This is a genomic window from Novosphingobium sp. YAF33, assembly GCF_052113265.1.
Classification (GTDB): domain Bacteria; phylum Pseudomonadota; class Alphaproteobacteria; order Sphingomonadales; family Sphingomonadaceae; genus Novosphingobium.
Map to the genome: position 1 here is coordinate 59,496 of NZ_JBFRCW010000014.1, position 24,968 is coordinate 84,463.

Annotated in this window: 16 protein-coding genes and 1 other annotated feature; of the genes, 8 read left to right on the forward strand and 8 right to left on the reverse strand. The window is 66.8% G+C overall.

Translation table 11 applies throughout. From position 1 onward, the window contains the following. Positions 1-135: 135 nt before the first annotated feature. The 4 genes from proP to AB4Z00_RS22310 form a co-directional block, all read right to left on the reverse strand. Complete coding sequence (proP, locus tag AB4Z00_RS22295; RefSeq protein ID WP_442047296.1) at positions 136-1,665, reverse strand: glycine betaine/L-proline transporter ProP; 1,530 nt, start codon at positions 1,663-1,665, stop codon at positions 136-138. 263 nt (positions 1,666-1,928) lie between these two features. Beyond that, on the reverse strand, positions 1,929-4,391 hold the full coding sequence (locus AB4Z00_RS22300; protein ID WP_442047297.1) for a TonB-dependent receptor: 2,463 nt from the start codon (positions 4,389-4,391) through the stop codon (positions 1,929-1,931). A gap of 303 nt (positions 4,392-4,694) precedes the next feature. Continuing rightward, entirely contained in the window at positions 4,695-6,095 is a 1,401-nt protein-coding gene (locus AB4Z00_RS22305) for an ATP-binding protein (RefSeq protein WP_442047298.1), read from the reverse strand. Next, on the reverse strand, positions 6,092-6,838 hold the full coding sequence (locus AB4Z00_RS22310; RefSeq protein ID WP_132268970.1) for a response regulator transcription factor: 747 nt from the start codon (positions 6,836-6,838) through the stop codon (positions 6,092-6,094). The genes AB4Z00_RS22305 and AB4Z00_RS22310 overlap by 4 nt, the downstream gene beginning before the upstream one ends. A gap of 192 nt (positions 6,839-7,030) precedes the next feature. Between AB4Z00_RS22310 and AB4Z00_RS22315 the strand changes: the two genes are divergently transcribed. From AB4Z00_RS22315 to AB4Z00_RS22325, 3 genes are all read left to right on the forward strand, one after another. Beyond that, positions 7,031-8,152 (forward strand): efflux RND transporter periplasmic adaptor subunit, encoded by a 1,122-nt coding sequence (locus AB4Z00_RS22315; protein WP_442047320.1) that lies wholly within the window; start codon positions 7,031-7,033, stop codon positions 8,150-8,152. 4 nt (positions 8,153-8,156) lie between these two features. Continuing rightward, complete coding sequence (locus AB4Z00_RS22320; protein ID WP_442047299.1) at positions 8,157-11,408, forward strand: efflux RND transporter permease subunit; 3,252 nt, start codon at positions 8,157-8,159, stop codon at positions 11,406-11,408. 113 nt (positions 11,409-11,521) lie between these two features. Beyond that, a complete protein-coding gene (locus AB4Z00_RS22325) occupies positions 11,522-12,928 on the forward strand; it encodes an efflux transporter outer membrane subunit (RefSeq protein WP_442047300.1) in 1,407 nt (468 codons plus the stop codon). A 9-nt stretch (positions 12,929-12,937) separates the two neighbouring features. Here the strand turns inward: AB4Z00_RS22325 and AB4Z00_RS22330 are convergent, their stop codons facing one another. Both AB4Z00_RS22330 and AB4Z00_RS22335 read right to left on the reverse strand, forming a co-directional pair. Next, positions 12,938-13,882: a DMT family transporter gene (locus AB4Z00_RS22330; protein ID WP_314468793.1), complete on the reverse strand. Its 945-nt coding sequence runs from the start codon at positions 13,880-13,882 to the stop codon at positions 12,938-12,940. A gap of 62 nt (positions 13,883-13,944) precedes the next feature. Further along, positions 13,945-14,763, reverse strand: a complete 819-nt coding sequence (locus tag AB4Z00_RS22335) for an AraC family transcriptional regulator (RefSeq protein WP_442047301.1) — start codon at positions 14,761-14,763, stop codon at positions 13,945-13,947. A gap of 155 nt (positions 14,764-14,918) precedes the next feature. After that, positions 14,919-14,974 (forward strand) — a sequence feature (sul1 is cis-regulatory element that is thought to sense ions involved in sulfur or methionine metabolism; They are found in Alphaproteobacteria). A 64-nt stretch (positions 14,975-15,038) separates the two neighbouring features. Between AB4Z00_RS22335 and AB4Z00_RS22340 the strand changes: the two genes are divergently transcribed. Beyond that, complete coding sequence (locus AB4Z00_RS22340; RefSeq protein ID WP_442047302.1) at positions 15,039-16,535, forward strand: SulP family inorganic anion transporter; 1,497 nt, start codon at positions 15,039-15,041, stop codon at positions 16,533-16,535. A gap of 221 nt (positions 16,536-16,756) precedes the next feature. Here the strand turns inward: AB4Z00_RS22340 and AB4Z00_RS22345 are convergent, their stop codons facing one another. Continuing rightward, positions 16,757-18,082, reverse strand: coding sequence for a dicarboxylate/amino acid:cation symporter (locus AB4Z00_RS22345; RefSeq protein WP_314468798.1), 1,326 nt, complete (start codon positions 18,080-18,082; stop codon positions 16,757-16,759). A gap of 350 nt (positions 18,083-18,432) precedes the next feature. Between AB4Z00_RS22345 and AB4Z00_RS22350 the strand changes: the two genes are divergently transcribed. The 4 genes from AB4Z00_RS22350 (at position 18,433) to AB4Z00_RS22365 (ending at position 23,820) form a co-directional block, all read left to right on the forward strand. Beyond that, positions 18,433-18,585, forward strand: coding sequence for a hypothetical protein (locus tag AB4Z00_RS22350; RefSeq protein ID WP_165921496.1), 153 nt, complete (start codon positions 18,433-18,435; stop codon positions 18,583-18,585). Between the two features lie 22 nt (positions 18,586-18,607). Next, positions 18,608-21,052, forward strand: a complete 2,445-nt coding sequence (locus AB4Z00_RS22355) for a glucose/quinate/shikimate family membrane-bound PQQ-dependent dehydrogenase (protein WP_442047303.1) — start codon at positions 18,608-18,610, stop codon at positions 21,050-21,052. 87 nt (positions 21,053-21,139) lie between these two features. Next, on the forward strand, positions 21,140-22,513 hold the full coding sequence (locus AB4Z00_RS22360; protein ID WP_442047304.1) for a carbohydrate porin: 1,374 nt from the start codon (positions 21,140-21,142) through the stop codon (positions 22,511-22,513). A gap of 173 nt (positions 22,514-22,686) precedes the next feature. After that, positions 22,687-23,820, forward strand: a complete 1,134-nt coding sequence (locus AB4Z00_RS22365; protein ID WP_442047305.1) for a BON domain-containing protein — start codon at positions 22,687-22,689, stop codon at positions 23,818-23,820. A gap of 98 nt (positions 23,821-23,918) precedes the next feature. Here the strand turns inward: AB4Z00_RS22365 and AB4Z00_RS22370 are convergent, their stop codons facing one another. Then, positions 23,919-24,899, reverse strand: a complete 981-nt coding sequence (locus tag AB4Z00_RS22370) for a magnesium and cobalt transport protein CorA (RefSeq protein ID WP_442047306.1) — start codon at positions 24,897-24,899, stop codon at positions 23,919-23,921. Between the last annotated feature and the right edge of the window lie 69 nt (positions 24,900-24,968).

Genomic DNA, 24,968 nt, shown 5'->3' on the forward strand with positions numbered 1-24,968 from the left:
ATGCAAACGATGCCCCCGGAACGCGGCTAGAGATATTATTGTTGCACTGCGGCACAAAAGCGACCGGCCGGGTGTCGCGTGGGACAACCGGCCGGTCGTGGTTCTGTCAGGCCGGGAAGGCCAACAACGTTGAGGTCAGGCGGGGCTGGCGATCATGACTGCGGGCCGGGCCTTCGGCGCTTCCGGGGCCATTCCCGGGATGGCGTCGTCCACGGTGACGGGCTGGCCGCTCTTGATGAGAGCGATGGCCTCGCCCCGGTTCTCCACGGCGGGCGGCGAACCGCGAAGCGGCATGCCGGCGGTCTCGCGCACGGTGAGCATCGTCAGGATGCCGATCGCGGCGGCGCCCATCAGGTAATAGGCCGGAACCAGCGGATCGCCGGTGCGGCTGACCAGCCAGGCGGTGACCAGCGGCGTCGTGCCGCCGAACAGCGAGACCGAGAGGTTGAAGGCGATCGAGAGGCCGCTGTAGCGCACGGGGGTGTAGAACAGCGCGGGCAGGGTGGAGGGCATCGAACTGGTAAAGCAGACCAGCGCCAAGCCCAGCGTCATCAGGCCGAGGAAGATCAGCCAATCGTTGCCGCTGCCGATCAGCAGCATGCTGGGGATCGACAGGACCATCAGCGCCACGCAGGCGCCGATGATCATCGGCCGGCGGCCGAGGCGGTCGCTGAACAGGCCGCCGACGACATTGAGCGGCATCATCACCAGCATGACCAGGATGATCAGCAGCAGGCCCTTGCTTTCGGCATAGCCCATCGTCACCGTCAGGTAGTTGGGCATATAGGTCAGCAGCATGTAGTCGGTCACGTTGAAGACGAGGACCAGTCCCACGCACTTCAGAAGCTGGCGCCAGTGCAGGCGGAACATGTCCGACAGGCCGGGGCGGTCCGCCTCGCGGGCGTCGACCTGCTCGCTATAGGCCTGGAACGCCGGGGTCTCCTCCAGCTTGAGGCGCATGTAGAGCCCCAGCAGGCCAAGTGGGCCGGCGACCAGGAAGGGCACGCGCCAGCCCCAGGACAGCATGTCCGCATCGCTGAGCGACATCTGCAAGGCCGTGACCGTGCCGGCGCCGGCGATATAGCCGCCGAGCGTACCGAATTCGAGCCAGCTGCCCATCAGGCCGCGCTTCTGGTCGGTCGAATATTCGGCGATGAAGGTGGCGGCGCCGCCATATTCGCCGCCCGTCGAGAAGCCCTGGACGAGCCGGGCCACCAGCAGCAGGGCCGGTGCCGCCAGGCCGATCCGGTCATAGGAGGGAATGAGGCCGATGGCGAAAGTGCCGGCCGCCATCATCACCATGGTCAGGGCCAGGATCTTGTGGCGCCCGTAGCGATCTCCGAGCGGGCCGAACACGAGGCCGCCAAGCGGGCGCACGAGGAAGGCCGCCGCGAAAGTCGCCAGAGTGGCGATGAGCTGAACCGTGGGGTTGCCCGAGGGGAAGAAGACATGGCCGAGCGTGACGGCGATGTAGCCGTAGACGCCGAAATCGAACCATTCCATGGCGTTGCCGAGCGCGGCAGCGCCGACCGCGCGCTTCAGCAGCGAGCGGTCTACCAGGGTAATGTCGTCAATGGCCATTTCACGGTGGGATTTGAACCAGCCGAATTGCGCATGTTGCGCAGCGGCGCCAGATTGCGCATTTCGCGCAACAGGATCGTGCATGTCTGTCTCCGTTCACGCCCGGGCAGGCGCAACGAAGCGGCACCACGATCACCAGGCGAGAGAACGGCCGCAAGGCGGCCGTAAAGGGATGCGATGCCGACAGGGCATCAAGCGGGGGAGGCGCCCCCATAGACAGGTTTGCGGAAAAAGGGGCTGCTAATGGCCGAACCGTGCCTCTGCAGCGATGAATCGAAAATACGTACGACTGAGTCGGCGGCGATTGTGCATCGCCGCCGACCAGGTTTTCGTCAGTTCAAAAGGGATCAGAACTGGAAGTTGACGGATGCCGAGAAAGTGCGCGGAGCACCGATATAGGCATAAGTCGTCGCGGTATTGGTGATGCCCGCGTCGTCGAAGGCACCGTAGTAGAACTTGTCGAACAAGTTGGTGACGTTGACTTGCACGAAGGTCTTGTCGTTCAGGCCCAGGAAGCCGAGGTTGAGGCGTGCGTCGAGGTTGACGACGGTATAGGCCGGGACCTTGGGAGCCCAGAGCTGGTTGCCCGAACTGTCGACCACGGCGGCGTTGAGGCTGTTGTAGTAGCGCGATCCGGTCTTCTTGACTTCCACGCCCAGCGATGCGGGGCCGGCATTGCCTTCCACGCGGCCGCCGAAGCTGTAGTGCGGCACGCCGCCTTCCATCTTGCCGGCGGTTTCCGCGTAGCTGGAAGCGCCGGTCTGCACGTCGTCGCGGATGCTCGACCAGAGGTAGGAGCCGAACAGATAGGCCGAGACATGCTTGTCGGGGCGGAACGAGACGCTGCCGTCGATGCCGTAGCGGTCCACGGTGCCGAGGTTGGTGTACGTGGAGGTCTGGGTGTCCGGGTTGTAGGCCGAGGACAGGCGGTTGGAGAAGATCGTGTACCAGCCCGCGACCGATGCCTGGAACATGCCCGAACGGTAGCGCAGGCCGAGGTCGAAGTTGTCGGTCGTTTCCGGCTTCGGATCGGCCGAGCCGTCCGAATAGTAGAAGGCGTTGGTGTAGAGGTTGTCCGTGCCCGGGACCTGCAGGCCCTTCGAATAGTTGGCGTTCATCGACAGGGCCGGGGTGAAGTCGTACGTGAAGCCCACGTTCGGCAGCACGCGGCTATAGTCGAACACCTTGTTCTGCGGCGCTGCATAGGTCGTGGTCAGGCTGGCCTCATAGGCGGCCAGGCTGTCCGCATCGGCAAGGCAGTTGACCGAGCCGCTGTTGCTGTAGGTCACGCAGTTCTGCGTCAGGTTGCGGCGGAAGAACGGTACGCGCAGGCCGCCGACGACGTGGAGCGAGTTGTTGACGAAATCGCCCGAGTATTCGCCCGAGACCTGATGCAGGATGGCGTAGGACAGGCGGTCGCGCTTCTGCAGGACGTTGCCGTTCACGTCGGTCAGCGCATCGTCGGTGTTGAAGTAGTTCGATGCGAAGCCGTTCGAGTCCAGGTAGCCCAGCTCGCCGGTCTGGTGGTGGCGGCCGCGATCGTAAGTATAGGCCACGCGGACACGCTGGTTGTCCGAAAGGTCATAGCGCAGCGAGGCGATCACGCCGATGCGGTAGGTTTCGGTCTGGCTGGGCGCCGAAAGGCGTACCGTGTCCAGCGTATCGCCGTCGCCGTTGAGGTCTACGCCGCCGAAGTAGGGGGTGCCGCCGATATAGCCGCTGGCGATGGTGCTGCTGTAGCTGCCTTCCTTGGCCGCCACGGTGCCGCCGCCGTTGGCGGAAGTATACTGGAGGTAGGGATCGACCGTCAGGGTCAGCTTGTCGCTGAGGGTGAAGCGCGAATTGATGCGGATGTTCGCGGTCTTCGACGGGTTGTAGCGATATTCCCAGGCCGATCCGCAGGAGCTGGCGGCATCGGCCACGCCTTCGGTGCCGGCCGGGATGGTGCAGCGGGCGACGGTATAGGCGTCACGCTCGTCGGCATTGGTGGGGATGCCGCTGGTGTTGGTCAGGGCCCAGTCAGAGGCCATGGTGTTGTGATTGACGTTGTAGTGGCCCGAGATCGCGATGAAATCGCCGTTGCTGCCCAGCGGCTGGTAGAGCTTGGCGTTGAACTGCGTCTTGTCGATCTGGCCGATGCCGCCGTAGAGCGCGTCGTACGTGTCCTTGGAGGCCGAGAACCAGGCGCGGGTGCCGGACGAATTGAGATCGCCGGTGTTGACCATGCCGAACACCCGCATCTTGCCGTAATCGCCGACGGTGCCGACCATGCGGGCGCCGAATTCGTGGCTGGGGTCGATGGAGCGGTAATTGACGGTGGAACCGGAGGCCGAGGCAGTCGGCGAATCGACATCGGTCGTGCCAAGGTTGACGTTGACCTGCTCGATCAGTTCGGGATCGAGCTGTTGATTGGTATAGAGTGCATAGTTGCCGGTATCGTTCAGCGGAATACCGTCGAAGGTCTGCGAGATGCGGCTGTCATCGAAGCCGCGGATCATCAGGCTGCCGCCCGAGGAGCCGTAGCCGTCGTAGCTCTGGAAGTTCACGCCGGGGATCAGGTTGATGATCTCGTCGATCGACTGGCCCGGCGTCTCGCGGCCGATCACGTCCTTTGTCAGGACCTGCTTGGCCTTGGGCGTGTTCGGAATCTCGATTCCGGCAATGTCGTTCTGGGTGCGGCCGGTGACGACGATTTCCGACTTCTCGAAATCGAGCGAACCGGTGGACTGGGCGCGGGCCGGGGCGGAACCGAGCACGCAAGCAACCGCGAAGCTCGCCGCGGAGGCGGCGAGAACGGAACGTTTCTGCATTGGATTTACGACCTCATTGGTTCCCCCTGAAGGGGGCATCATGGCTTCAGCATGCGTCTCCGGGCCTCGGGAAGCACAATCGTCCGCCAACGGTCGTCTTCGGGCAGCCAGGGCGTCGCTGCTGCCGAAGCCTTAATCGGTTTTATGTGACAGTGTCGAGACAGTTGCCGCAGAGTTGAACTGACGAAGATACCAAACTCTATTTGGTGAGGACTTTATGCAACGGCGTAAATCCACATTTCAATCGGATTTCAACTCTGTTGCACCGCCTTGATACAGTCGTGACCAATTGTATCGGCGTCGTCAATCGCGAACGACTTCGCCTTCACCGCGAATCGATGTCGCCGGAATGCGGATTTCGGCGATCAATCCGCCGCCGTCGCGGTTGCGCAGGCCGATTGCGGCGCCGAACGTACCGACCTGCGCCTGGGCGATCGCCAGGCCGATACCGGTGCCGTTGCCCTTGCTGGACGACAGGCGGCGGAAGGGCTGGAACGCCAGTGCCAATTCGTCCTCGGGCAGGCCCGGCCCCCGGTCCGCCACGCGGATCACGAGGTCCGCCCCCTCGCGGTGGCAGCTCAATTCCGCACTGCCGCCGTACTTGAGCGCATTGTCCACGAGGTTGCCGAGCGCGCGCGCCAGGGCATGGGGTTTGACCCGCGCTTCGACATCGCAGCCCTGGCTGAAGACCACGCGGTGCCCGAACTCGGCGGCGTCCTCCGCCGTGCTGGAGAGGATGGAATCGATGTCCAGCACCGACCAGGGTTCGCGGATCTCGCTGCTGCGGGCAAGGTCCAGCCCGTCGCGCACCATCTGCTGGGTCACTTGCAGGTCGGYGACGAGCCGGTCGCGCAAGGCTTCGTCCTCCACTTGCTCCAGCCGCAGGCGCAGCCGGGTGAGCGGGGTCTGGAGATCGTGCGTGACGGAGGCCAGGATCTGCGTGCGTTCGCGCAGGCCTTCGCGCACGCGCTCCTGCGCGAGGTTGAAGGTCTCCAGCGCGGCGCGCACTTCGCTGGGGCCCTTGACCGGGATCGGCTCGAACTCGCCGACCAGCGAGAAGGCGCGGGCGGCGCGTTCCATGCGGCGCAGTGGCGTGGTCGCCAGGCTGGCCGCGAGCAGGCCCAGCAATGCCCCGGCGACGATGATGAGTTCGATATAGGGCGGCCCGACGCGGTGCCGGTTCCAGCTGCGGTCGGGCCAGAGGTCGACGACATAGTCCAGCTTGCGGTCCCCGGCATCGACGCGGATGAACCAGCAGTCCGGCAGCGGGTCGGTGTTCATGCCCGCCGCGTGGGGATAGCGCGTCAGCTGGGCGAAGCATTCGCCGTTCAGCAGAGGCATGACCTGGGCGGGACGGCCGAGGCGCTCGGACAGGCGGCGCGAGAATGTCGGGTCCGGCGCGGTCATGCGCCATGCGGGATTGGCATCGTGCGCCCCCAGGATCACGCCGCGTGACAACAGGTTGGCGGTCCTTGCAGGCTGCCGCTCGAAGCGGTGAGCGATGTCTTCGGCGCTGTCGAGCGCGGCATCGACCTGGTCCCTGCGGAACGTATAGTGGCCCAGGCCGTCGGAGGCCTGCAGCGCCAGGATCGCCGAGGCCGCCATGCCCAGCGAGAGCACCAGCGTCAGGCGCCCGGCCAGCGAGCGCGGATAGTCGCGCAGGCGTTTCAGGAAGCCGGGTTTGACAGGTTCGGCGCTCGTCATTCGAAGGCGATGGGTCCGGGCAGGACGTAGCCTTCGCTGCGCACCGTCAGGATCAGTTCGTCGCCGCCCGGCTCGCTGGCCAGCTTGTGGCGCAGGCGGCTGATCTGGATGTCTATCGAGCGGTCGAAGGCGACGGTGGCGCTGCGCTCGGGCAGCAGTTCCTCGCGCGAGAGCACCTGGTTCGGCGCTTCGATGAAGCGTGAGAGCAGGCGGTATTCGGCGGAGGAGAGCATGACCAGCCGGTCGTCGTGAGTGACCAGGCGGCGCTGGTGCAGGTCCAGCCGCCACGGCCCGAGGCGCGCGAAACGGGCGACGCGGGGGCGCTGGCCGCCCTGTCCCGCCGCGCCGTCGAACACGCGCGAGCGGCGCAGGAGATTGCGCACGCGGGCCAGCAGCTCGCGCGGTTCGAAAGGCTTGGTGAGATAGTCGTCCGCGCCCAGTTCCAGGCCGAGCACGCGGTCGATCGGGCCTTCGCGCGCGGTGACCATCATGATCGCGCCCTGATGTCCGGCGGCGCGCAAGTCCCGGCAGATGTCCAGCCCGTCGCCGTCCGGCAGGTTGAGGTCCAGGATCAGCAGGTCCACCGGATCGCCCTGGAGGCAGGTGCGCAGTTCGGCCACCGAGCCGACCGAATCCACGCGCTGCGGCTCGCGCGAAAGCTGCGCGGCGATGAGTTCGCGAATGTCGGGATCGTCCTCGAGGACGATGATGCGGCCTTCCGGCGCATCGCTCTGCGGGATCATGAATGAAGCCATAAACGCGCTGCCCGGTGAAGTCTGCCCTGGTGATACACGATGAAACAATAGGCTACCGCCGGCAACTTGACGATACGCGCTGTTGATTGCCGTTCCGTGCTGCGGCGCACAATTGCAGGACCAAAGCTGCAAACGTGCACAGGAGCCCCCCGCTTGCGCCCTTCGTTCAAACATTTCGCCATGGCCCCGATGCTATCCATGGCCGCGCTTTCGCTGGCGACGCTGAGCCTTGGCGGGTGCGGGCAGCAGCAGGCCATGCCGCAGCAGGACGTCGAAGTGGGCGTGGTGACGCTGCGGGCCGAGCCGGTGACGGTCTCCACCACGCTGTCGGGCCGCACCGCTGCGACAACGGTGGCGGAAGTGCGCCCGCAAGTGGACGGGGTGATCCAGTCGCGCCTGTTCGAGGAGGGCTCGCTGGTCCACGCCGGACAGCCGCTCTACCAGATCGATTCGCGCCTCTATCGCGCGTCGCTGGATACCTCGCGCGCGCAGCTGGAGAACGCGCAGGCCACGCTCTACAGCGCCGAGGCCAAGGCGAAGCGCTATCGCACGCTCGGGGACAGCGAGGCGGTGAGCGGACAGGATCGGGACGAGACGATCGCCGCCGCCCGCGCTGCGCAGGCCGCCGTGCACCAGTACCAGGCGACGAGCCGCAGCGCCGCGGTGAACCTGGAATTCACCCGCGTGCTGGCCCCGATCACGGGGCGCATCGGGCGCTCGTCAGTAACCAAAGGCGCGCTCGTCACGGCCAGCCAGACCGATGCGATGGCGACGATCCAGCAGCTCGATCCGATCTTCGTGGACATCACCCAGTCCTCGGCCGATCTGCTGCGCCTGCGCAGCGCGCTCGCCAAGGGCAGCATGATGCCGGCCAGCGCGAAAGTCTCGCTCACGCTGGAGGACGGCACGAAATACCCGGGCGAGGGGACCATCGAGTTCAGCGAGGTCAATGTCGATCCCCAGGCCGGAACGGTGACCCTGCGCGCCCGCTTCCCCAACCCGGACGGCCTGCTGCTGCCCGGAATGTTCGTGAACGTCGCCGCGCCGCAGGGCGTGGTGCAGAACGGAGTGCTCGCGCCGCAGCAGGGCATTTCGCGCGATGCAAAGGGCAACGGCACGGCGCTCGTCGTCGATGCCTCGGGCAAAGTGGAGCAGCGCAAGGTCGTGACGGGCCAGGCGATCGGCGACAAGTGGCTGATCGTCAGCGGGCTGAAGGCGGGGGACCGCCTGATCGTGGAGGGCACCGACAAGGCCCGCGCCGGGGCCAAGGTCAAGGCCGTCACTGTGAAGCTGGGCGACTGATCCGATGAACCTCAGCCGCTATTTCGTCGACCGGCCGATCTTCGCCTGGGTCATCGCCATCATCGTCATGATGGCCGGTGTCGCCGGCATCATGAGCCTTCCCGTCGCGCAATATCCCGATGTTGCGCCGCCTTCTGTCACCGTCAGCGCCACTTATCCGGGCGCTTCGGCGCAGACGCTGGAGAATTCGGTCACCCAGGTGATCGAACAGCAGCTGACCGGCATCGACAACCTGCTCTACTTCTCGTCGAGTTCGGACAGTTCGGGTTCGGCTTCGGTCACCGCGACTTTCGCCAAGGGCACCGACCCTGACGTGGCGCAAGTGCAGGTGCAGAACAAGGTGCAGCAGGCCAATTCGCGCCTGCCCACCCAGGTCCAGCAGCAGGGCCTCACCGTCACCAAGTCGGGGTCGGACATGCTGCTGGTGGTCGGCCTCTACGACGAGAGCGACAAGACCACCGACAGCGACGTGGCCGACTATCTCGTCTCGAATTTCCAGGACGATCTCGCCCGCGTCAACGGCGTGGGCGGGGTGCGCGTGTTCGGCGCGCAATATGCCATGCGCATCTGGCTCGACCCGGCCAGGCTGGCGGCGCGGCAATTGATACCCTCGGACGTCACCAGCGCGATCTCGTCGCAGAACGTGGACCTTTCCGCAGGCCAGCTCGGCGCCGAGCCGCTGGCCAAGGGGCAGATGCTGAACGCCGTCGTCAAGGCGAAGTCGCGCCTGCAGACGCCCGAGCAGTTCCGCGACATCGTGGTGAAGACGCTGACGGACGGCTCCGTCGTGCGCCTTTCCGACGTGGCGCGGGTGGAACTGGGACAGGAGAGCTATTCGACTTCGGCCCGCCTCAACGGCCATCCGGCTTCGGGCATCGGCATCGAGTTGGCCTCCGGCGCGGACGCGCTCAAGACCGTGGCCGCGGTGAAAGCGCGCGTCGACGAACTCGCACAGGGCCTGCCCAGCGGCTACAAGATCGCCTACGCCCGCGACACCAGCGACTTCGTGAAGCTTTCGATCAAGGAAGTGATCGAGACCCTGGTGATCGCCATCGTGCTCGTCGTCCTGGTGATGTACGCCTTCCTCCAGAGCTGGCGCGCCACGCTGGTGCCGGCCATTGCCGTGCCGGTCGTGCTCATGGGCACCTTCGGCATCCTGGCGTTGCTGGGCTATTCGATCAACACGCTGACCCTGTTCGCCATGGTTCTGGCCATCGGCCTCCTCGTCGACGACGCCATCGTCGTGGTCGAGAATGTCGAGCGCCTGATGCACGAGGACGGCCTCAGCCCCTATCGCGCCACCGTCCGCTCGATGGAGGAGATCGGCTCCGCGCTGGTCGGCATCGCGCTGGTGCTTTCGGCGGTGCTGTTGCCGATGGCGTTCTTCGGCGGCTCGACGGGCGTGATCTATCGCCAGTTCTCGGTCACCATCGTCTCCGCCATGGCGCTTTCGGTGCTGACCGCGCTGATCCTCTCGCCCGCGCTCTGCTCCACTTTGCTGAAGCCGCGTGAACATGAGGATCACGCGCAGGTGCCCGCCACGGGCCTGCGCGGCGCGGTGCAACGGGGCCAGAAGCGGATCGACGGCTGGTTCGGCGGCTTCAATCGCTGGTTCGACCGCATGACCGGCCGCTATGTCGACACGACCGAGAAGCTGATCGCCCGCCGCCGCGTGTGGCTGGTGGTCTACGGACTGGTGATCGTCGCGCTCGTGGTGGTCTTCACGCGCCTGCCCACCGGCTTTCTTCCGACCGAGGATCAGGGCCAGGTCATGGTCGTCTACCAGCTTCCCGCCGGCGCGACCTCCGAGCGGACCGACAAGGTGCGCGAACAGATCGAGGCGGCCTTCGCCTCCGAAGGCGACAACGTGCCGCTGCGCTTCACCATCGGCGGCTTCAGCTTCAACGGAGCGGGCCAGAATGCGGGCATGGGCTTCGCCAGCCTGGCGCCGTTCGACGAGCGCAAGGATTCCAGCAAGAGCGCAGCGGCGATCAGCGGACGGATCATGGCCAAGCTGGGCAAGATCCGCGATGCGCAGGTCTTCGTGATGACCCCGCCTTCGATCCAGGGGCTGGGCCAGTCGAACGGGTTCTCGTTCCAGTTGCTCAATTCCACCAACATGGACCGGGCCAAGTTCGTCGCCCTGCGCGACAAGCTGATCGCGGCGGCCAACCAGGATCCCAAGCTCTCGCAAGTCCGCGCCTCCACCCTGCCGGATACGCCGCAGTTCGACATCCACTACGATGACGCCAAGCTCTCCGTCCTCGGCCTTTCGGTGGACAATGCCACTGACACCCTGAGCACGGCCTGGGGCGGCACATACGTCAACGACTTCATCGACCGTGGCCGCGTGAAGAAAGTCTACGTCCAGGGCGAGGCTACCGCGCGCATGCTGCCGAGCGACCTCGACAAGTGGTTCGTCCGCTCGACATCGGGCACCAATGGCGACGGCACGAGCAAGATGGTGCCGTTCTCCGCCTTCACGACGATGGGTTGGGAAACCGGACCGAACAGCCTCTCTCGCTTCAATGGCCGCTCGTCCTACACGATCCAGGGCGATGCCGGTTCGGGCTACAGCTCCGGCGATGCGATGAAGGAGATGGTCGCGCTGCAGCAGAAGATCGCGCCGGGCACGAGCTATGCCTGGAGCGACCTGTCCTACCAGCAGAACCAGTCGAGCGGGCAGGCGGTCTACCTCTATGCGCTGTCGATCGCGGTGGTGTTCCTGTGCCTTGCCGCGCTTTACGAGAGCTGGTCGGTGCCGTTGGCAGTGTTGCTGGTGATCCCGCTGGGCGTGATCGGCGCGGTGATCGCGGTGGCCGCGCGCGGGCTGGAGAACGACATCTACTTCCAGGTCGGCCTGCTCACCACCATCGGCCTTGCCGCCAAGAACGCGATCCTGATCGTCGAGTTCGCGGAAATGTCCTGGCGCGACGGCAAGGACATGCTCCACGCCGCGCTGGAAGCGGCCCGCGTGCGCCTGCGACCGATCATGATGACGTCGATCGCCTTCATGGCCGGCGTCGTCCCGCTCGCCATCGCCAGCGGGGCAGGCGCGCAAGGCCGCATCGCCATCGGCACTGCCGTGCTGGGCGGCATGCTGACCGCGACGGCGCTGGCGATCTTCTACGTGCCGATGTTCTTCGTCGTCGTTGCCAAGCTCTTCCACCGAGGCGGCAAGGACGACGCTGCCCGGGACCTGCGGCCTGCATCGCATGCCGAAGTCCCGGGCACCCCATCCGAAGGAGAGGCCTGAGCCTCCCCTCTCTCCCCATTCACCGGCGCGGAACAGTCGCACCCTCCCGCGCCGGTGAAGCCCGGAGCCCCATCAGGTCGGGGCTCCGGGCACCTTCATCGAGGAACCAGTCGATGCGTCGCACCACGATACCGCTCCTTGTCGCCGCCACGGCCCTTGCCGGCTGCAACATGGCGCCCAAGTACGTCCAGCCCGAAGCGGCCGCGCCTGCGCAGTGGCCGCAAGGCGCGGCCTATGCCCCTGCCGAAGCCGGCGGGGCAGGTATGCCCTGGCGCACGCTCCTTGCCGATCCGCGCCTGCAATCGGTGATCGAGCGGGCGCTTGCGAACAACCAGAACCTTCAGGCCAGCCTGGCCAATGTCGCTTCGGCGCGGGCGCAGTACCATGTCGAGCGGTCGTACCAGTTGCCGACCCTGGCCGGCACGGCCAGCGCGACCGGCACGCGCGGGCTCCGGTCCTCGCAGGGCGATACCCAGACCTACAGTGCCAATGCCGGCTTCAGCGCCTTCGAACTCGACTTGTTCGGGCGCCTCAAGAACCAGAGCCGCGAAGCGCTGGAGACCTATCTCTCGACCGAGTCCGGCTATCGCGCCGCCAGGCTGACGCTCGTGGCCAATGTGGCGACGGCCTATGTCACGCTCGCCTCCGACCGCGATCTGCTGACCTTGGCCCAGGAGACGCGCGCCAGCGGCCAGCGCTCGGTGGACCTGACGCAGAGCCTGCTGAAATCGGGGCTTGCGGCGGCCGGAGACCTGGCCTCGGCGCAGACGGTGCTGGAGCAGGCCAACTCCGACGTCGCTTCGCAGACGACGCTGGTGGCGCAGGACCGCAATGCGCTGGAGCTGCTGGTCGGCGGGTCGGTGGAGGATGCCCTGCTGCCCGCCTCGCTGGCCGAACTGGATGCACGCATAGGCCAGGTGCCCGCCGGCCTTTCCTCCGAAGTCCTGCTGCGCCGCCCGGACGTGGTGGAGGCGGAGCATCAGCTGAAGGGGGCCTATGCGCAGATCGGGGCGGCCCGCGCGGCGTTCTTCCCGACGATCTCGCTGACTTCCGCGCTCGGCCTGGCCAGCACGGCGCTGGGGGATCTCTTCACCGGCGGTGCGCTCGGCGCCAGCGGCACGGCGAGCGCGAGCCTGCCGATCCTGGGCGGCACCAACAAGGGCAACCTCGAATATGCCAAGGCGCAGCGCGAATATTACCTCGCGACTTACCGCGCGGCGGTACAGTCCGCCTTCAAGGATGTCGCCGACGCGCTCGCCCGGCGCGGCACCATCACCGAGCAGCGCGCGGCGCAGGACCGGCTGGTGACGGCGGCGGAGAGGAGCTACCGACTGGCAGACGCGCAGTACCGGGCGGGGACGGATACCTATCTCGATGCGCTGGTCGCCCAGCGGTCGCTCTACGCCTATCGCCAGACCCGGATCGCGACGATCCTGGCGGACCTCACCAACCGGATCACCGTTTACAGCGCGGTGGGTGCGGACGATACGCTGGCAGGGCCGGCGAGCGCTGCGACCTAGATCCCGACCCTAAGCAACCGCGGCGGCGCGTCTCGGGCCGTGCGCGGTCAGGCAGGAGACGACGCTTGCGCCCATGCAGGCGATGGCCAGCATTTCGGGAACGGTCGGCAGCCGGGCTTCCCAGAGGAAGGCGTAAAGCAAGGCGAAAGCGGTCTCGAACAGTATCATCTGGCCGACCATGGTGAGCGGCAGCAGGCGGCTCATGGTGTTCCACAAGGCATTGCCCACGACCGAGGCGAACAGCGCGACTGCGCCGGACACCGCCAGGAACCGGTACCATGCCGCCGCATCGTGCGCGGCCGGTTCGAGCAGGAGCGCGAGCGGCACCAGCACCACTGCCTGCAGTCCGGTGACGATGCCCAGCAGCAGGCTCCAGTCGTGGGCGGAGACGTGCTCCAGCCGCACCAGCCAGCGGCTGTTGATGATGGCGAACGTCGCCCAGGAGGCCAGCGCGCCCACCGCGCAAAGCAGCCCGATCAGCGGCATGATACCGGCCTGGGCATGGCTGCTCGCCAGGGTCTGCCAGCCGATGCAGCCGATCGCGCCGATGCCGAGCAGCAGCGAGGGCGCCAGCCGCGCCAGCGAAGGCGCGCTGGCATCGCGGCTGCCGACGATGGTGACGACGACCGGGATGAAGCCGATGATGAGCGACGTCACCGCGATCCCCGCCATCTGTACCGCGCTCGACAGCAGGATGTAGTAGAGCGTGTTGCCCAGCAGGCTGAGCCAGGCCAGCGCGATCCACTCGGTACGGCCGAGATGCCGCACCAGCATCGGCCACTTGGGCACCAGCAGCGCCGCCGCGATCAGGCCATAGGCAAGATAGCGCCCGGCGGCGAGGTAGAGCGGGCCGAAGTCTCCCGCCAGTTCCGGCGCGAGGAAGACCAGCCCCCAGACCGCGCCGGCCGCTGCGCCGAACCCTACTCCGACAATCGTGTTCCGCGCGTCCGACACTGCTGACTCCGTCCAGAAAGGCGGCAGATTGCAACGGTTGCCCGCGGGGGTCTTGTCCCCGTCTACGCCGGTTTTGACCGAGGCTCCGGCCCGGTCTCACCCTGCGTCTCTGGCGGGCTTTCCGCGATCGCATCCTGCATCTGGCGGCGATAGGCCGCCGGCGGCAGCCCCGTGGCCTTGCGCAGGGCGCGCGTCAAGGCGCTCTGGTCGGAATAGCCGAAGCGATAGGCCAGTTCGGCGATGGAGCGATGCCCAGCGGCCAGCGCCTCGCGCACCCGCTTCAGGCGCAGGTCGGAAAGCCAGGCGCGCGGCGTGGTGTCCAGTTCCTGGCGGAACAGCTCGTGAAGGCGGCTGACGCCGACACCGGCATGGCGGCCCATCGCGGCGGCCGTCCAGTCCCGGCCCGGCTCGGCCTCCAGGGCCGCGAGCAGGGCGGCCAGCCGCAGGCGAGAGCGCGGCATGCCGCCTGCCAGCGTATCGAGGAACAGCGGTGCCCAGCGATCCACCATGGCCTGTGTCGTTTCCGCCGAGGCATCCTGCTGCGCGGCCATCAGCGCCATGAAGTCCACCAGCTTGCCCGCGGCAGGCGAGAGCGCGGTGTAGGGGCGCCGGATCAGCTCCTCGCGCAGGCGCGGGGCCAGCGCCTCGGGGTCGAGGTCGAGAATGAACGAACGGTTCGGCACCGCGCTCACCTGGTCGTGGAACGTGTCGCTTTCGACGAAGGCCATGTCCCCGCGCAGGATCGCCGCGCCGCGCGTGCCGATCTCCATCGACAGCGCGCCTTCCAGCGGCAGCACGATCTGCGCGAAGCCGTGGCGATCGGTCGTGCTGTCCGGGCCGTAGCTGCGCAAGTCCAGGGAAAGGGTCGGTGGCGGCGCCATGCCCCCGTCTACCACCGATCGCCGCCCCGGCGACAGACAGTTTCGCCATCGGGACTGGCGGGCGGCTGGCTGGCGGGGCGCTGGCCGTGCGCAGGAACTGGCAGGTGCAAGGGTTGAAACCGGCTGGCAAGGTCGTGTAAGGGGCCGCCATTCGCAAGGAGCCCGGTGAGAATCCGGGTGGCTATTCCGGCCGCCGATCCGCCGGACAATCTCGCATGACTTCCTTCATTCAGCACCGGCACTGCCGGCGTCATGCGCAATTGCGGACCTTTTCCATGTCCAATGCTTTCGCCCGCTATCGGCGGCAGTGGTTCAGCGACGCCCCGACGGCGCGCCGCGACGTGCTTGCGGGGATCGTCGTCGCCCTCGCGCTCATTCCCGAGGCCATCGGCTTCTCCATCATCGCCGGGGTCGACCCGCGCGTCGGCCTCTACGCCTCGGTGGCGATCGCCATCGTGATCTCCATCACCGGCGGCCGCCCGGCAATGATCTCGGCCGCGACGGCCGCGGTGGCCGTGCTCATCGGCCCGCTGGTGCGCGATCACGGCCTCGAATATCTCTTCGCGGCAACGATCCTCATGGGCCTGTTCCAGATCGTCGCGGGCCTGCTGCGGCTGGACCTGGTGATGCAGTTCGTCTCGCGCTCGGTAATCACCGGCTTCGTCAACGCGCTGGCGATCCTGATCTTCATGGCGCAGCTGCCCCAACTGACCCATGTGGGCTGGGAGACTTACGCCATGGTCCTGGGCGGGTTGGCGATCATCTACCTGTTCCCGCGCCTGACCCGGGCCGTGCCGTCGCCGCTGGTGGCGATCCTGGTGCTTTCGGCCATCGGCATCGCCATGGGCCTGCCCGTGCACACGGTGGGCGACATGGGCCGCCTGCCCGAGGGCCTGCCGAGCTTCGCGCTGCCGCAGGTTCCGCTGACGCTGGACACCTTGCGCATCATCCTGCCCTATTCGCTGACGATGGCCGCGGTCGGCCTGCTGGAATCGCTGCTGACCTCGCAGATCGTCGACGACATGACCGATACCGACAGCGACAAGCGCCGCGAATGCGCCGGCCAGGGAAGCGCCAATATCGTTGCCGCCCTGTTCGGCGGCATGGGCGGCTGCGCCATGATCGGCCAGTCGGTTATCAATGTCAGCTCGGGCGGACGCGGACGGCTTTCGACGTTCGTGGCCGGCGCCTTCCTGCTGTTGCTCCTGGCGGTGCTCGGCCCCTGGGTCGGCCGCATTCCCATGCCGGCGCTGGTCGCGGTGATGGTGATGGTCTCGATCGGCACGTTCAGCTGGGCCTCGATCGCCAACTTGCGCCGCCATCCGCCGACATCCTCGGCGGTCATGCTGGTGACGGTCGTGGTCGTCGTCGCCACGCGCGACTTGTCACTGGGCGTGCTGGCGGGGGTCCTGCTTTCGGGGGTGTTCTTTGCGGGCAAAGTGCAGCGCATGTTTGCGGTGGAGCGGGCGCTTTCCGCCGATGGCTCGCATGCCACGTACCGCGTCACCGGGCAGATCTTCTTCGCCTCGGTCCAGCGCTTCACGCGCGCGTTCCAGTCCGAGAGCGAGGCCTCGCACGTCCTTATCGACGTTTCGGCAGCGCATTTCTGGGACATCTCGGGCGTCGGCGCGCTGGACAAGGTGGTCGCCCGCCTTCGCCGGGAAGGCCGCAGCGTGGAGATCGACGGCTACAACCGGGCCAGCGCCGATATCGTCGACCGCTTCGCCCTGCATGACAAGACCGGCTTCGAGACCGGCGCGACGCCGCATTGACGATGAACTCCGGGACTGCCTCGCGCCGTCCCGGAGCGCGTGGCACCGTTCAGCCGGTGCCTGCCGTGTCGCTTCCCGTGCGGATCAGAAGTGGCCCGAGCAATAGGCCAGCAGCAGGATGATGGGGATCGGAACGCCGATCAGCCAGAGAAGTCCCGAACGCATGGTTTTTCCTTTCCAATTGTTCGGGAAACAATCCACGGAAGCAGCCGCGGTTCCCGTCAGGACGCGGCCGGGGCACCCTCTTCGGCGGGCTGGAACTGCATCGGACCGCGCATCCCGAGACGCTCCGAGACGATCGTGGGCACCAGGGCCTGCCCCGCCACGTTGACCGCCGTGCGACCCATGTCCAGGATCGGGTCGATCGCCAGCAGCAGCCCCACGCCCTCCAGCGGCAGGCGCAAGGTGGAGAGCGTGAGCGTCAGCATGACGACGGCGCCGGTCAGGCCGGCCGTGGCGGCCGATCCGATCACCGAGACGAAGACGATCAGCGCATAGTCGGAAAGCTGCAGCGGCACGCCGTAGAACTGGGCCACGAAGATCGCCGAGATCGCGGGATAGATCGCCGCGCAGCCGTCCATCTTGGTGGTCGAGCCCAGCGGCACGGCGAAAGCGGCATAGGAGCGCGGCACGCCGAGGCGCTCCGTCACTTCCTCGGTCACCGGCATGGTGCCCACCGAGGAGCGCGAGAGGAAGCCGATCTGGATGGCCGGCCAGGCTACCGAGAAGAACCGGATCGGGTTGATGCCGTGGATCAGCAGCAGGATCGGGTAGACCGCCAGCAGGACGATCGCGAGGCCGATGTAGACCGCGCCGGCAAAGGCGCCGAGCGCGGAAAGAGCATCCCACCCATAGCTCACCACGGCATTGGCGATCAGCGCGGCGGAGCCCAGTGGGGTCAGCGCGATGAGCCAGCGCAGCATCTGTCGCAGCACGAGGTTGGCGGACGTCATGAAGGTCAGGAACGGTTCCGCCTTGTCACCGATGCGCACGGCAGCGGCGCCCACGGCCACGGCCGCGATGATGATCTGCAGGACGTTGAACGAAACGGCGGTTTCCGGGCCGTCCGCCTCGATGGTGGTCGATGCGGTGATGCCCAGGTAATTGGCGGGAACCAGTCCTTTCAGGAAGTCCAGCCAGCCGCCCACCGCCTTGGGGACTTGCGCGGCGCCGGCATCGACGCTGGCGTGAAGGCCGGGCTGGATCGTCAGGCCCAGGGCTATGCCGATGAGCACGGCGATCAACGCGGTGATCGCGAACCACAGCAGGGTCTGGCCCACCAGCTTCACTGCATTGTCGAGCCCGCGCAGCGCCGCGACCGAGGCGATGATGGCGGTGAAGACCAGCGGCGGCACCAGAGTGCGCAGCAGCTGGACGAAGATCTGTGCGATCGTGTGGAATGTCTCGCTCGCACCGCTGGCCAGCGCACTGTCGGCACCCAGTTGCCGGACCACCAGCCCCGCGCCGAGGCCGACGACCATGCCCAGCATGACCTGAGTCCCGAAACCGGGAAGCCATGACCGTTGGGAGCGCGGGGAATTCGACATTCGCTTACTTTCGTTACCGGCTTGCCGCCACTGGCCTGCTTCGCCGGTGCGGGCCATCGGCGGTGCTGGCCGGAAGGCCCGGGCCGCAGCCCATTTCGTCGCTTGCGGCGCATCCTGCAAGGGCAGGCGGCCGCAAACTGTCGATCCGGGCGCTCGCACACTGCCCCTTCAATGTCAACTTAATCGGTAGACAATGCGTCCGATCCGACGTTCTCCGCCTCCATGCCGCGCGGCCATAACGTAAAGATAGACTTCCATAACTTTATGGTTTGGAATACTATAGCAATAACAAAGCAATAAGCGATTGCCCTTGCGCAATTCAAATTGGTCGAGAGCGTGATGGAGTGCCAATGCGCGACGCTTCCAATCCGTGCAGTCACCAGACCGGCAAAGCATTGATTGCGCGCTGTTCCTGCTTTCCTGAACCGGAAGGCCGGATCGCGCGTGTCCTGACCGTTTCTGTTCGCCTTTTTCCGCGCTGCGCGATTCTGAATCGCATGTGAAATCAAAGCAAGGAGGTGCCGAATGCGGGGCACGAAGTACGACGCCAGGAAGCACGACGCCAATATGCCGACAAGGGCATGGCTCTTCCTGCTGGGGGTGGTGGTCGTGGCCGCCGGGCTCTTCTTCACGATCGGCGGCGCGAAGCTCGTCAGTCTGGGGGGCAGCCTCTACTTCGTACTGGCCGGCCTCGCGCTGATGGTCTCGGGCGTGCTCATCGCGCGCCGCCGGCCGATCGGCGCACTGCTGTTCGGCGCAGTCTTCCTGCTGACGGTTCCCTGGGCGCTCTGGGAAGTGGGCTTCTCGTTCTGGCCGCTGATCTCGCGCCTTCTGGCCATGGGCGTCGGCGCGACGGTGGTTGCGGTCTCCTATCCGCTGCTGCGCCGCGCTGCCGGGCTGGCTCCGGCGTGGAAACCCGCGCTGGGCGTGGCGGCGGTCGTCGGGCTTGGCTCGGCCGCGGGTTTTGCGGGCATGTTCGTGCCCCATGCGACCGTTGCCTTCTCGGGTCCGGAAGGCGCTCTGGTCCCGGTCGATCCCGCGCATGAGCAGAAGAACTGGGAAGCCTATGGCAATACCAGCGGCGGCAGCCGCTTCGCCGCGCTGGACCAGATCACCCGCGACAACGTGAAAAACCTCAAGGTCGCCTGGACCTACCGCACCGGCGACGTGGCCGTGAGCGACGGCAATGGCGCCGAGGACCAGGATACCCCGCTTCAGGTAGGCGATACCGTCTATATCTGCACGCCGCACAACAACGTCATCGCGCTCGATGCCGATACCGGGCGCGAGAAGTGGAAGGCGCGGATCGATGCGCGCGCTTCCGTCTGGAACCGCTGCCGCGGCCTGGCCTATTTCGATGCCGGGGCACCCCTTCAGCAGCCGGCGATGCCCGGATCGAGCCCGGTGACCGCCGTTACCGTGCCTGAGGGCGCGCCGTGCCAGCGCCGCATCCTGATGAACACCATCAATGCCGAACTGATCGCGCTCGATGCCGAGACCGGCAAGTTCTGCCCGGACTTCGGCAACGGCGGCCGCGTCGACCTCAAGGCCGGGCTCGGCAATGCGCCGGACCCGCAATATCAGCTGACCTCGGCGCCGACCCTGGCCGGCACTACCGTGGTCGTCGGCGGCCGCGTGGCGGACAACGTGCAGGTCGACATGCCGGGCGGCGTGATGCGCGGCTTCGACGTGGTCACCGGCCAGCTGCGCTGGGCCTTCGATCCCGGTAACCCGGCGATCACCGGAATGCCCGCGCCGGGCCAGACCTATACCCGCTCCACCCCCAATGTCTGGGCGGCGATGTCCTACGATCCGGCGTCGAACACCGTGTTCATGCCGGTGGGCAGCTCCTCGGTGGATCTCTACGGCGTTCCCCGGAGATCGCTGGATCACCGTTACGGCGCCTCGATGCTGGCGCTCGACGCCACGACCGGCAAGGAGAAGTGGCACTTCCAGACCGTCCGCAACGACCTCTGGGACTTCGACCTGCCGATGCAGCCCAGCTTCATCGACTTCGCGGCCAAGGACGGGCGGACGGTCCCGGCGCTGGTCTTCGGCACCAAGGCCGGCCAGCTCTACGTGCTCGACCGCGCGACCGGCAAGCCGCTGACCGAAGTGGCCGACGTCGCAGTCAAGGCCGCGGATATTCCCAACGAGCCTTACGCGCTCACCCAGCCGCGTTCGGTGGGCATGCCGCAGATCGGCGTGGGCCCGCTGACCGAGGCGGACATGTGGGGCGCAACGCCCTTCGACCAGCTCCTGTGCCGCATCGCCTTCAAGGGCATGCGTTACGAAGGGCTCTACACCGCGCCGGGCACCGACAAGTCGCTCAGCTTCCCGGGATCGCTGGGCGGAATGAACTGGGGCGGACTGTCGACCGACCCGACCACGGGCACGATCTTCGCCAACGACATGCGCCTGGGCCTCTGGGTGCGCATGGTCGCCCAGACCAAGGCGCAGGCGGGCAAGGCCGGCGCCGCGGGCGAGGCGATCAACACCGGCATGGGCAGCGTGCCGCTGAAGGGCACGCCCTATTCGGTGGTGAAGGACCGCTTCCTCTCCGCGCTGGGCGTTCCCTGTCAGGCCCCGCCCTTCGGCACGCTGACGGCGATCGACATGAAGACCCGCAAAGTGAAGTGGCAGGTCCCGGTCGGCACCGTGCGCGATACCGGCCCCATGGGCATCAAGATGGGGCTGCCGATCCCGATCGGCTTGCCGACCCTGGGCGGAACGCTGGCCACGCAGGGCGGCCTGGTCTTCATCGCCGGTACCCAGGACTACTACTTGCGCGCCTTCAATGCGGCGAACGGCAAGGAAGTCTGGAAGGCCCGTCTGCCCGTCGGCAGCCAGGGCGGGCCGATGAGCTACAAGTCGCCCCGGACGGGCAAGCAATATGTCGTCATCACTGCAGGCGGTGCGCGTCAGTCGCCCGACCGCGGGGACTACGTGATCGCTTATACGCTTAAGTAGCGGCTGGGGGCGGCGCCGGTCGCCGCCCCATATTCCTTCAAACGAAAGCAAGCCCGCGTCACGCAGGACGGCGGGGAGGAGGGGGCCTTGGCCCGACGCATCCAGACCTTGATTCGCCGTGCCGCCCGGACCACCGGTTTCGGGCTGCTTCTCGCCGCGCCGCTGGCCGCGCTTCCCGCTCATGCGGATGAACCGGAAGCGCCGCAAACCGCCGGGCCGGTCGAACCCCCGGCCGCCGCCGAAAAGCCGGTCCCGCCGCCCGCCGGGCGCGAGACCCTCACGGGGGACTGGGGCGGCCTGCGCACCCGGCTGAAGCAGTCGGGCGTGATCTTTCGCGGCGACTACGTCTCGGAGACATTCTCGGCCGTGGATGGCGGAGAGCGCCGCGGCACCACGTATGTCCAGCAAGTCCGCATGGGTACGGATCTCGACATGGAGCGCCTGGCCGGCTGGCAGGGCGCCACCGTGCACCTGACCGTGAACGACCGGCGGGGCGTGGGCCTCTCTTCGGACTATGTGGGCAATCGCCTGCCGATCCAGGAGGCGGCCGGCGGCTATTACGCGCGCCTGACAGAGGCCAGCATCGAGCAGAGCCTGATGGGCGGCAAGCTCGACCTGCGGCTCGGCTATTTCGCCATGGGCAACGATCTGGGCGGCATGCCGATCGGCTGCAATTTCGTGAACGCGGCCTTCTGCGCCCATCCGCTTTCGATGTCCGGCGACAGCGGCTGGTACAACTACCCCAATGCCCGCTGGGGCGCGGCCTTGCGCTATCGGTTGCGGCCGGACCTGATCGTGCGCACCGGGCTCTACCAGGTGAACCCGCGCCTCAACGATCAGGACAATGCCTGGAACCCCTTCGCCGGCGGCACCATCGGCGTGCTCCTGCCGCTGGAGTTCGAATACGATCCCGGCGCGGCGAAAGGCAGCCGCGTCCTTCCCGGGCACTACAAGGTGGGCGGCTATTACGATACGTCTCGCGTCACCCGGCAGGGCGGCGGCGGCACCGTGAAAGGGCGCTACGGCTTCTATATCCTGGCGGACCAGATGATCTGGCGCGAGAGTGGGGGGCGGAGCGGCAGCAGCCGCGGCCTCTCGGTCTTCGGGCAGTTCACGGCCAATCCGCAGATCTCGGCGCAGATCACCCGCTGGTACGCGGGCGGACTGGTCAAGACCGGGACGTTCGCGGGCCGCGATGCCGACACCGTGGGGCTGGGCTTCACCCACGCCGTGGTCGATCCGCGCCTGCGCCGCCTTCATGTCGATACGGCGCCGGTGCCGGGCAGCTATGCCTCGCTGCCGGCAGGGGAAACGGCCATCGAACTGAGCTACGGCTTCCAGGCGAACCGCTGGCTGGTGGTGCGTCCGGACGTGCAGTACATTCTTGACCCGGGCGCGTTCAACTTCCGCTCCACGGCGAATGCGCTCGCGCTCGGCTGTCAGGTGAGGATGCAGTTCTAGGCATTCGGGCGGCCGCATTTTCGCCGCGTGCGATGAAATCGATTCCTTGAGCGTTGGGCAGTGGATCGTCTGTCCGTCCCGCCACGTTCCACTATCAGCCGATGCAGAGCGCGCCCCCGCACCCCGGCCGGGGCCGGTCTCGGCATAGCAGAACGACACCAAGGAGAGCATCGATGAATCGGCGTGATTCGAACTTCGGCGGCCAGCAGTCCGGTGGTTACCGCAACGAAGACTCCGACTGGGAAACTCCCCGCCAGGCCAACCAGTGGCAAAGCGAATCCCCTCGCCAGACCGGCGGCTGGGGTAACGACGAAGACCAGCAGACCCGCTATTCCGAAGAGACGCGCCGCCGCCGCGCCACGTCCGCGGAGGACCTGGAAGGCCGCTATCGCAGCGATCCCCGCGACGAGTCCGGCTATCGAGCCGCTGGCCGCGACGGGGCGGGCTATCGAGAGGGCGGACGAGCCGGCGGGCGCTATGGCCGCGAGCGTGGCTACGGCGAACGCGCCTATGGCGACGATTACAGTCGCCGCGGCGGTGACCAGTCCTATCGCTTTTCGGGCGACCGCGGCGCTTATCCCAGCCGCGAATACGATGCCAGCGGCGGCAACGACTTCGCCAGCTTCACCAGCGAGGACTACGGCGGACGGGACTTTTCCGCCCGGCGCGGCGGTGGCGGCGGATTGAGCCCGAGCTTCAGCTACCGCCCGACGTTCGACACGTTCGGTCGCGGATATTTCGGCAGCCGTGGCTATGGCGAACAGGAAAGCGAAAGCCGCAGCCCGCGCGATTACGGCGAGTGGCGCGAATATGGCGAGGAACGCGGCTTCTTCGCAAAGGCCGGTGACGAGATCGCCAGCTGGTTCGGCGACGAAGAGGCCGCCCGCCGCCGCGAGGACGACCATCGCGGTCGCGGTCCTTCGGATTATACCCGATCCGACGAGCGCATCCGCGAGGATGTGAACGACCGCCTGACGCAGGACTGGCGCGTGGATGCCACCAATATCCGCGTCGTCGCCAAGGACGGCGAGATCACGCTGGACGGCACCGTGGGCAGCCGCAACGCCAAGCGCCGTGCGGAAGACCTTGCCGATGACGTCACCGGCGTGAAGCACGTCCAGAACAACTTGCGCGTCACCGGCGGCACGAACTGGACGGACACCGGCCAGGGGGCTTCGGTTCCCGGCTCGGCACGGACAGGTTCGACCGCCACCGGCTCGACGACGACTGGCTCGACGACGGCCGGTTCGAGCACGAGCGGGCTGACCCCCACTTCGGGTTCGAGCACCACAGGTAGCTCTTCGTAAGCGATCACGACCGCTTGCGAAGGTTGGCCGCGGAGTTCCTCAGGGAATTCCGCGGCCTTTCCTTTGGGCCTTTGGGATGTGCGGCGGGCGTGGGAGGATCAGAGCCAGCGGGTATGGCGGAACCACGCATAGAGCGTGGCGCAGAGCACGGCGATCACGGTCAGCACCCCGAAATAGCCGTAGCGCATGTGCAATTCGGGCATGTTCTCGAAGTTCATGCCGTAGATGCCCGCAATCGCGGTGGGGACAGCCAGGATGGCGGCCCAGGCGGCGAGTTGGCGGGTGATCGTGCCCTGGCGCTGCGATTCCAGCAGGTGGSTCACTTCGAACACCGTCGTCAGCACTTCGCGCAGGCTGGCGACCATGGAATCGACACGGCGCACATGATCGAAGACGTCCGCGAAGTAGGGCCGCACCGCCGCATCCAGATAGGGCACGTCGAGGTGGACGAGCTTGCTGCTCACTTCCGCCATCGGCCCCAGCACGCGCTGGAACCGGATCAGTTCGCGGCGCAGGCCGAACAGGCGCATCACGTCCTCGCGGTCGAGGAAGGCGTCGAGCGCGCGCTTCTCGATCTCCAGCACGTTTTCCTCGATGGTCTCGACGATGGGCAGGTAGCCATCGACGATGAAGTCGAGAATGGCGTGAAGGACGTAGTCGACGCCATTGGAGAGCAGGGTGGGCGCGGCCTCCAGCTGGGCGCGCAGCTCGGTATGGGCCCGCGCGGAACCGTGGCGGACCGAGATCACATGGTGCTTGCCCACGAACACCGAGGTTTCCCCATAGACGATCTCGTCGCCTTCGAGGTGAGCGGTGCGGGCGATGACGAAGAGCTGGTCGCCATAGATATCGACTTTGGGCAACTGGTGCGCCTTCAGCGCATCCTCGACGGCCAGGGGATGGAGGCCGTAGGTCTTCTGGACCGCGCGCAATTCGGCTTCGGTCGGTTCATGCAGGCCGATCCAGACGAAGTCCTCGCCCTGGCCCTGGGGCCGGTCCTGGATCGGCGGGCAGTTTTCGAGCGAGACCGGCTCGGCGGGGTGGCCCTGGCGATAGAGGCGGGCGGCAATGACGGACATCGGGGCGTTTTTCCGGAATTCTGGTGACTTCGCCGATTACGATAGCGGCGGGGGGAAGGCATGTCCTGC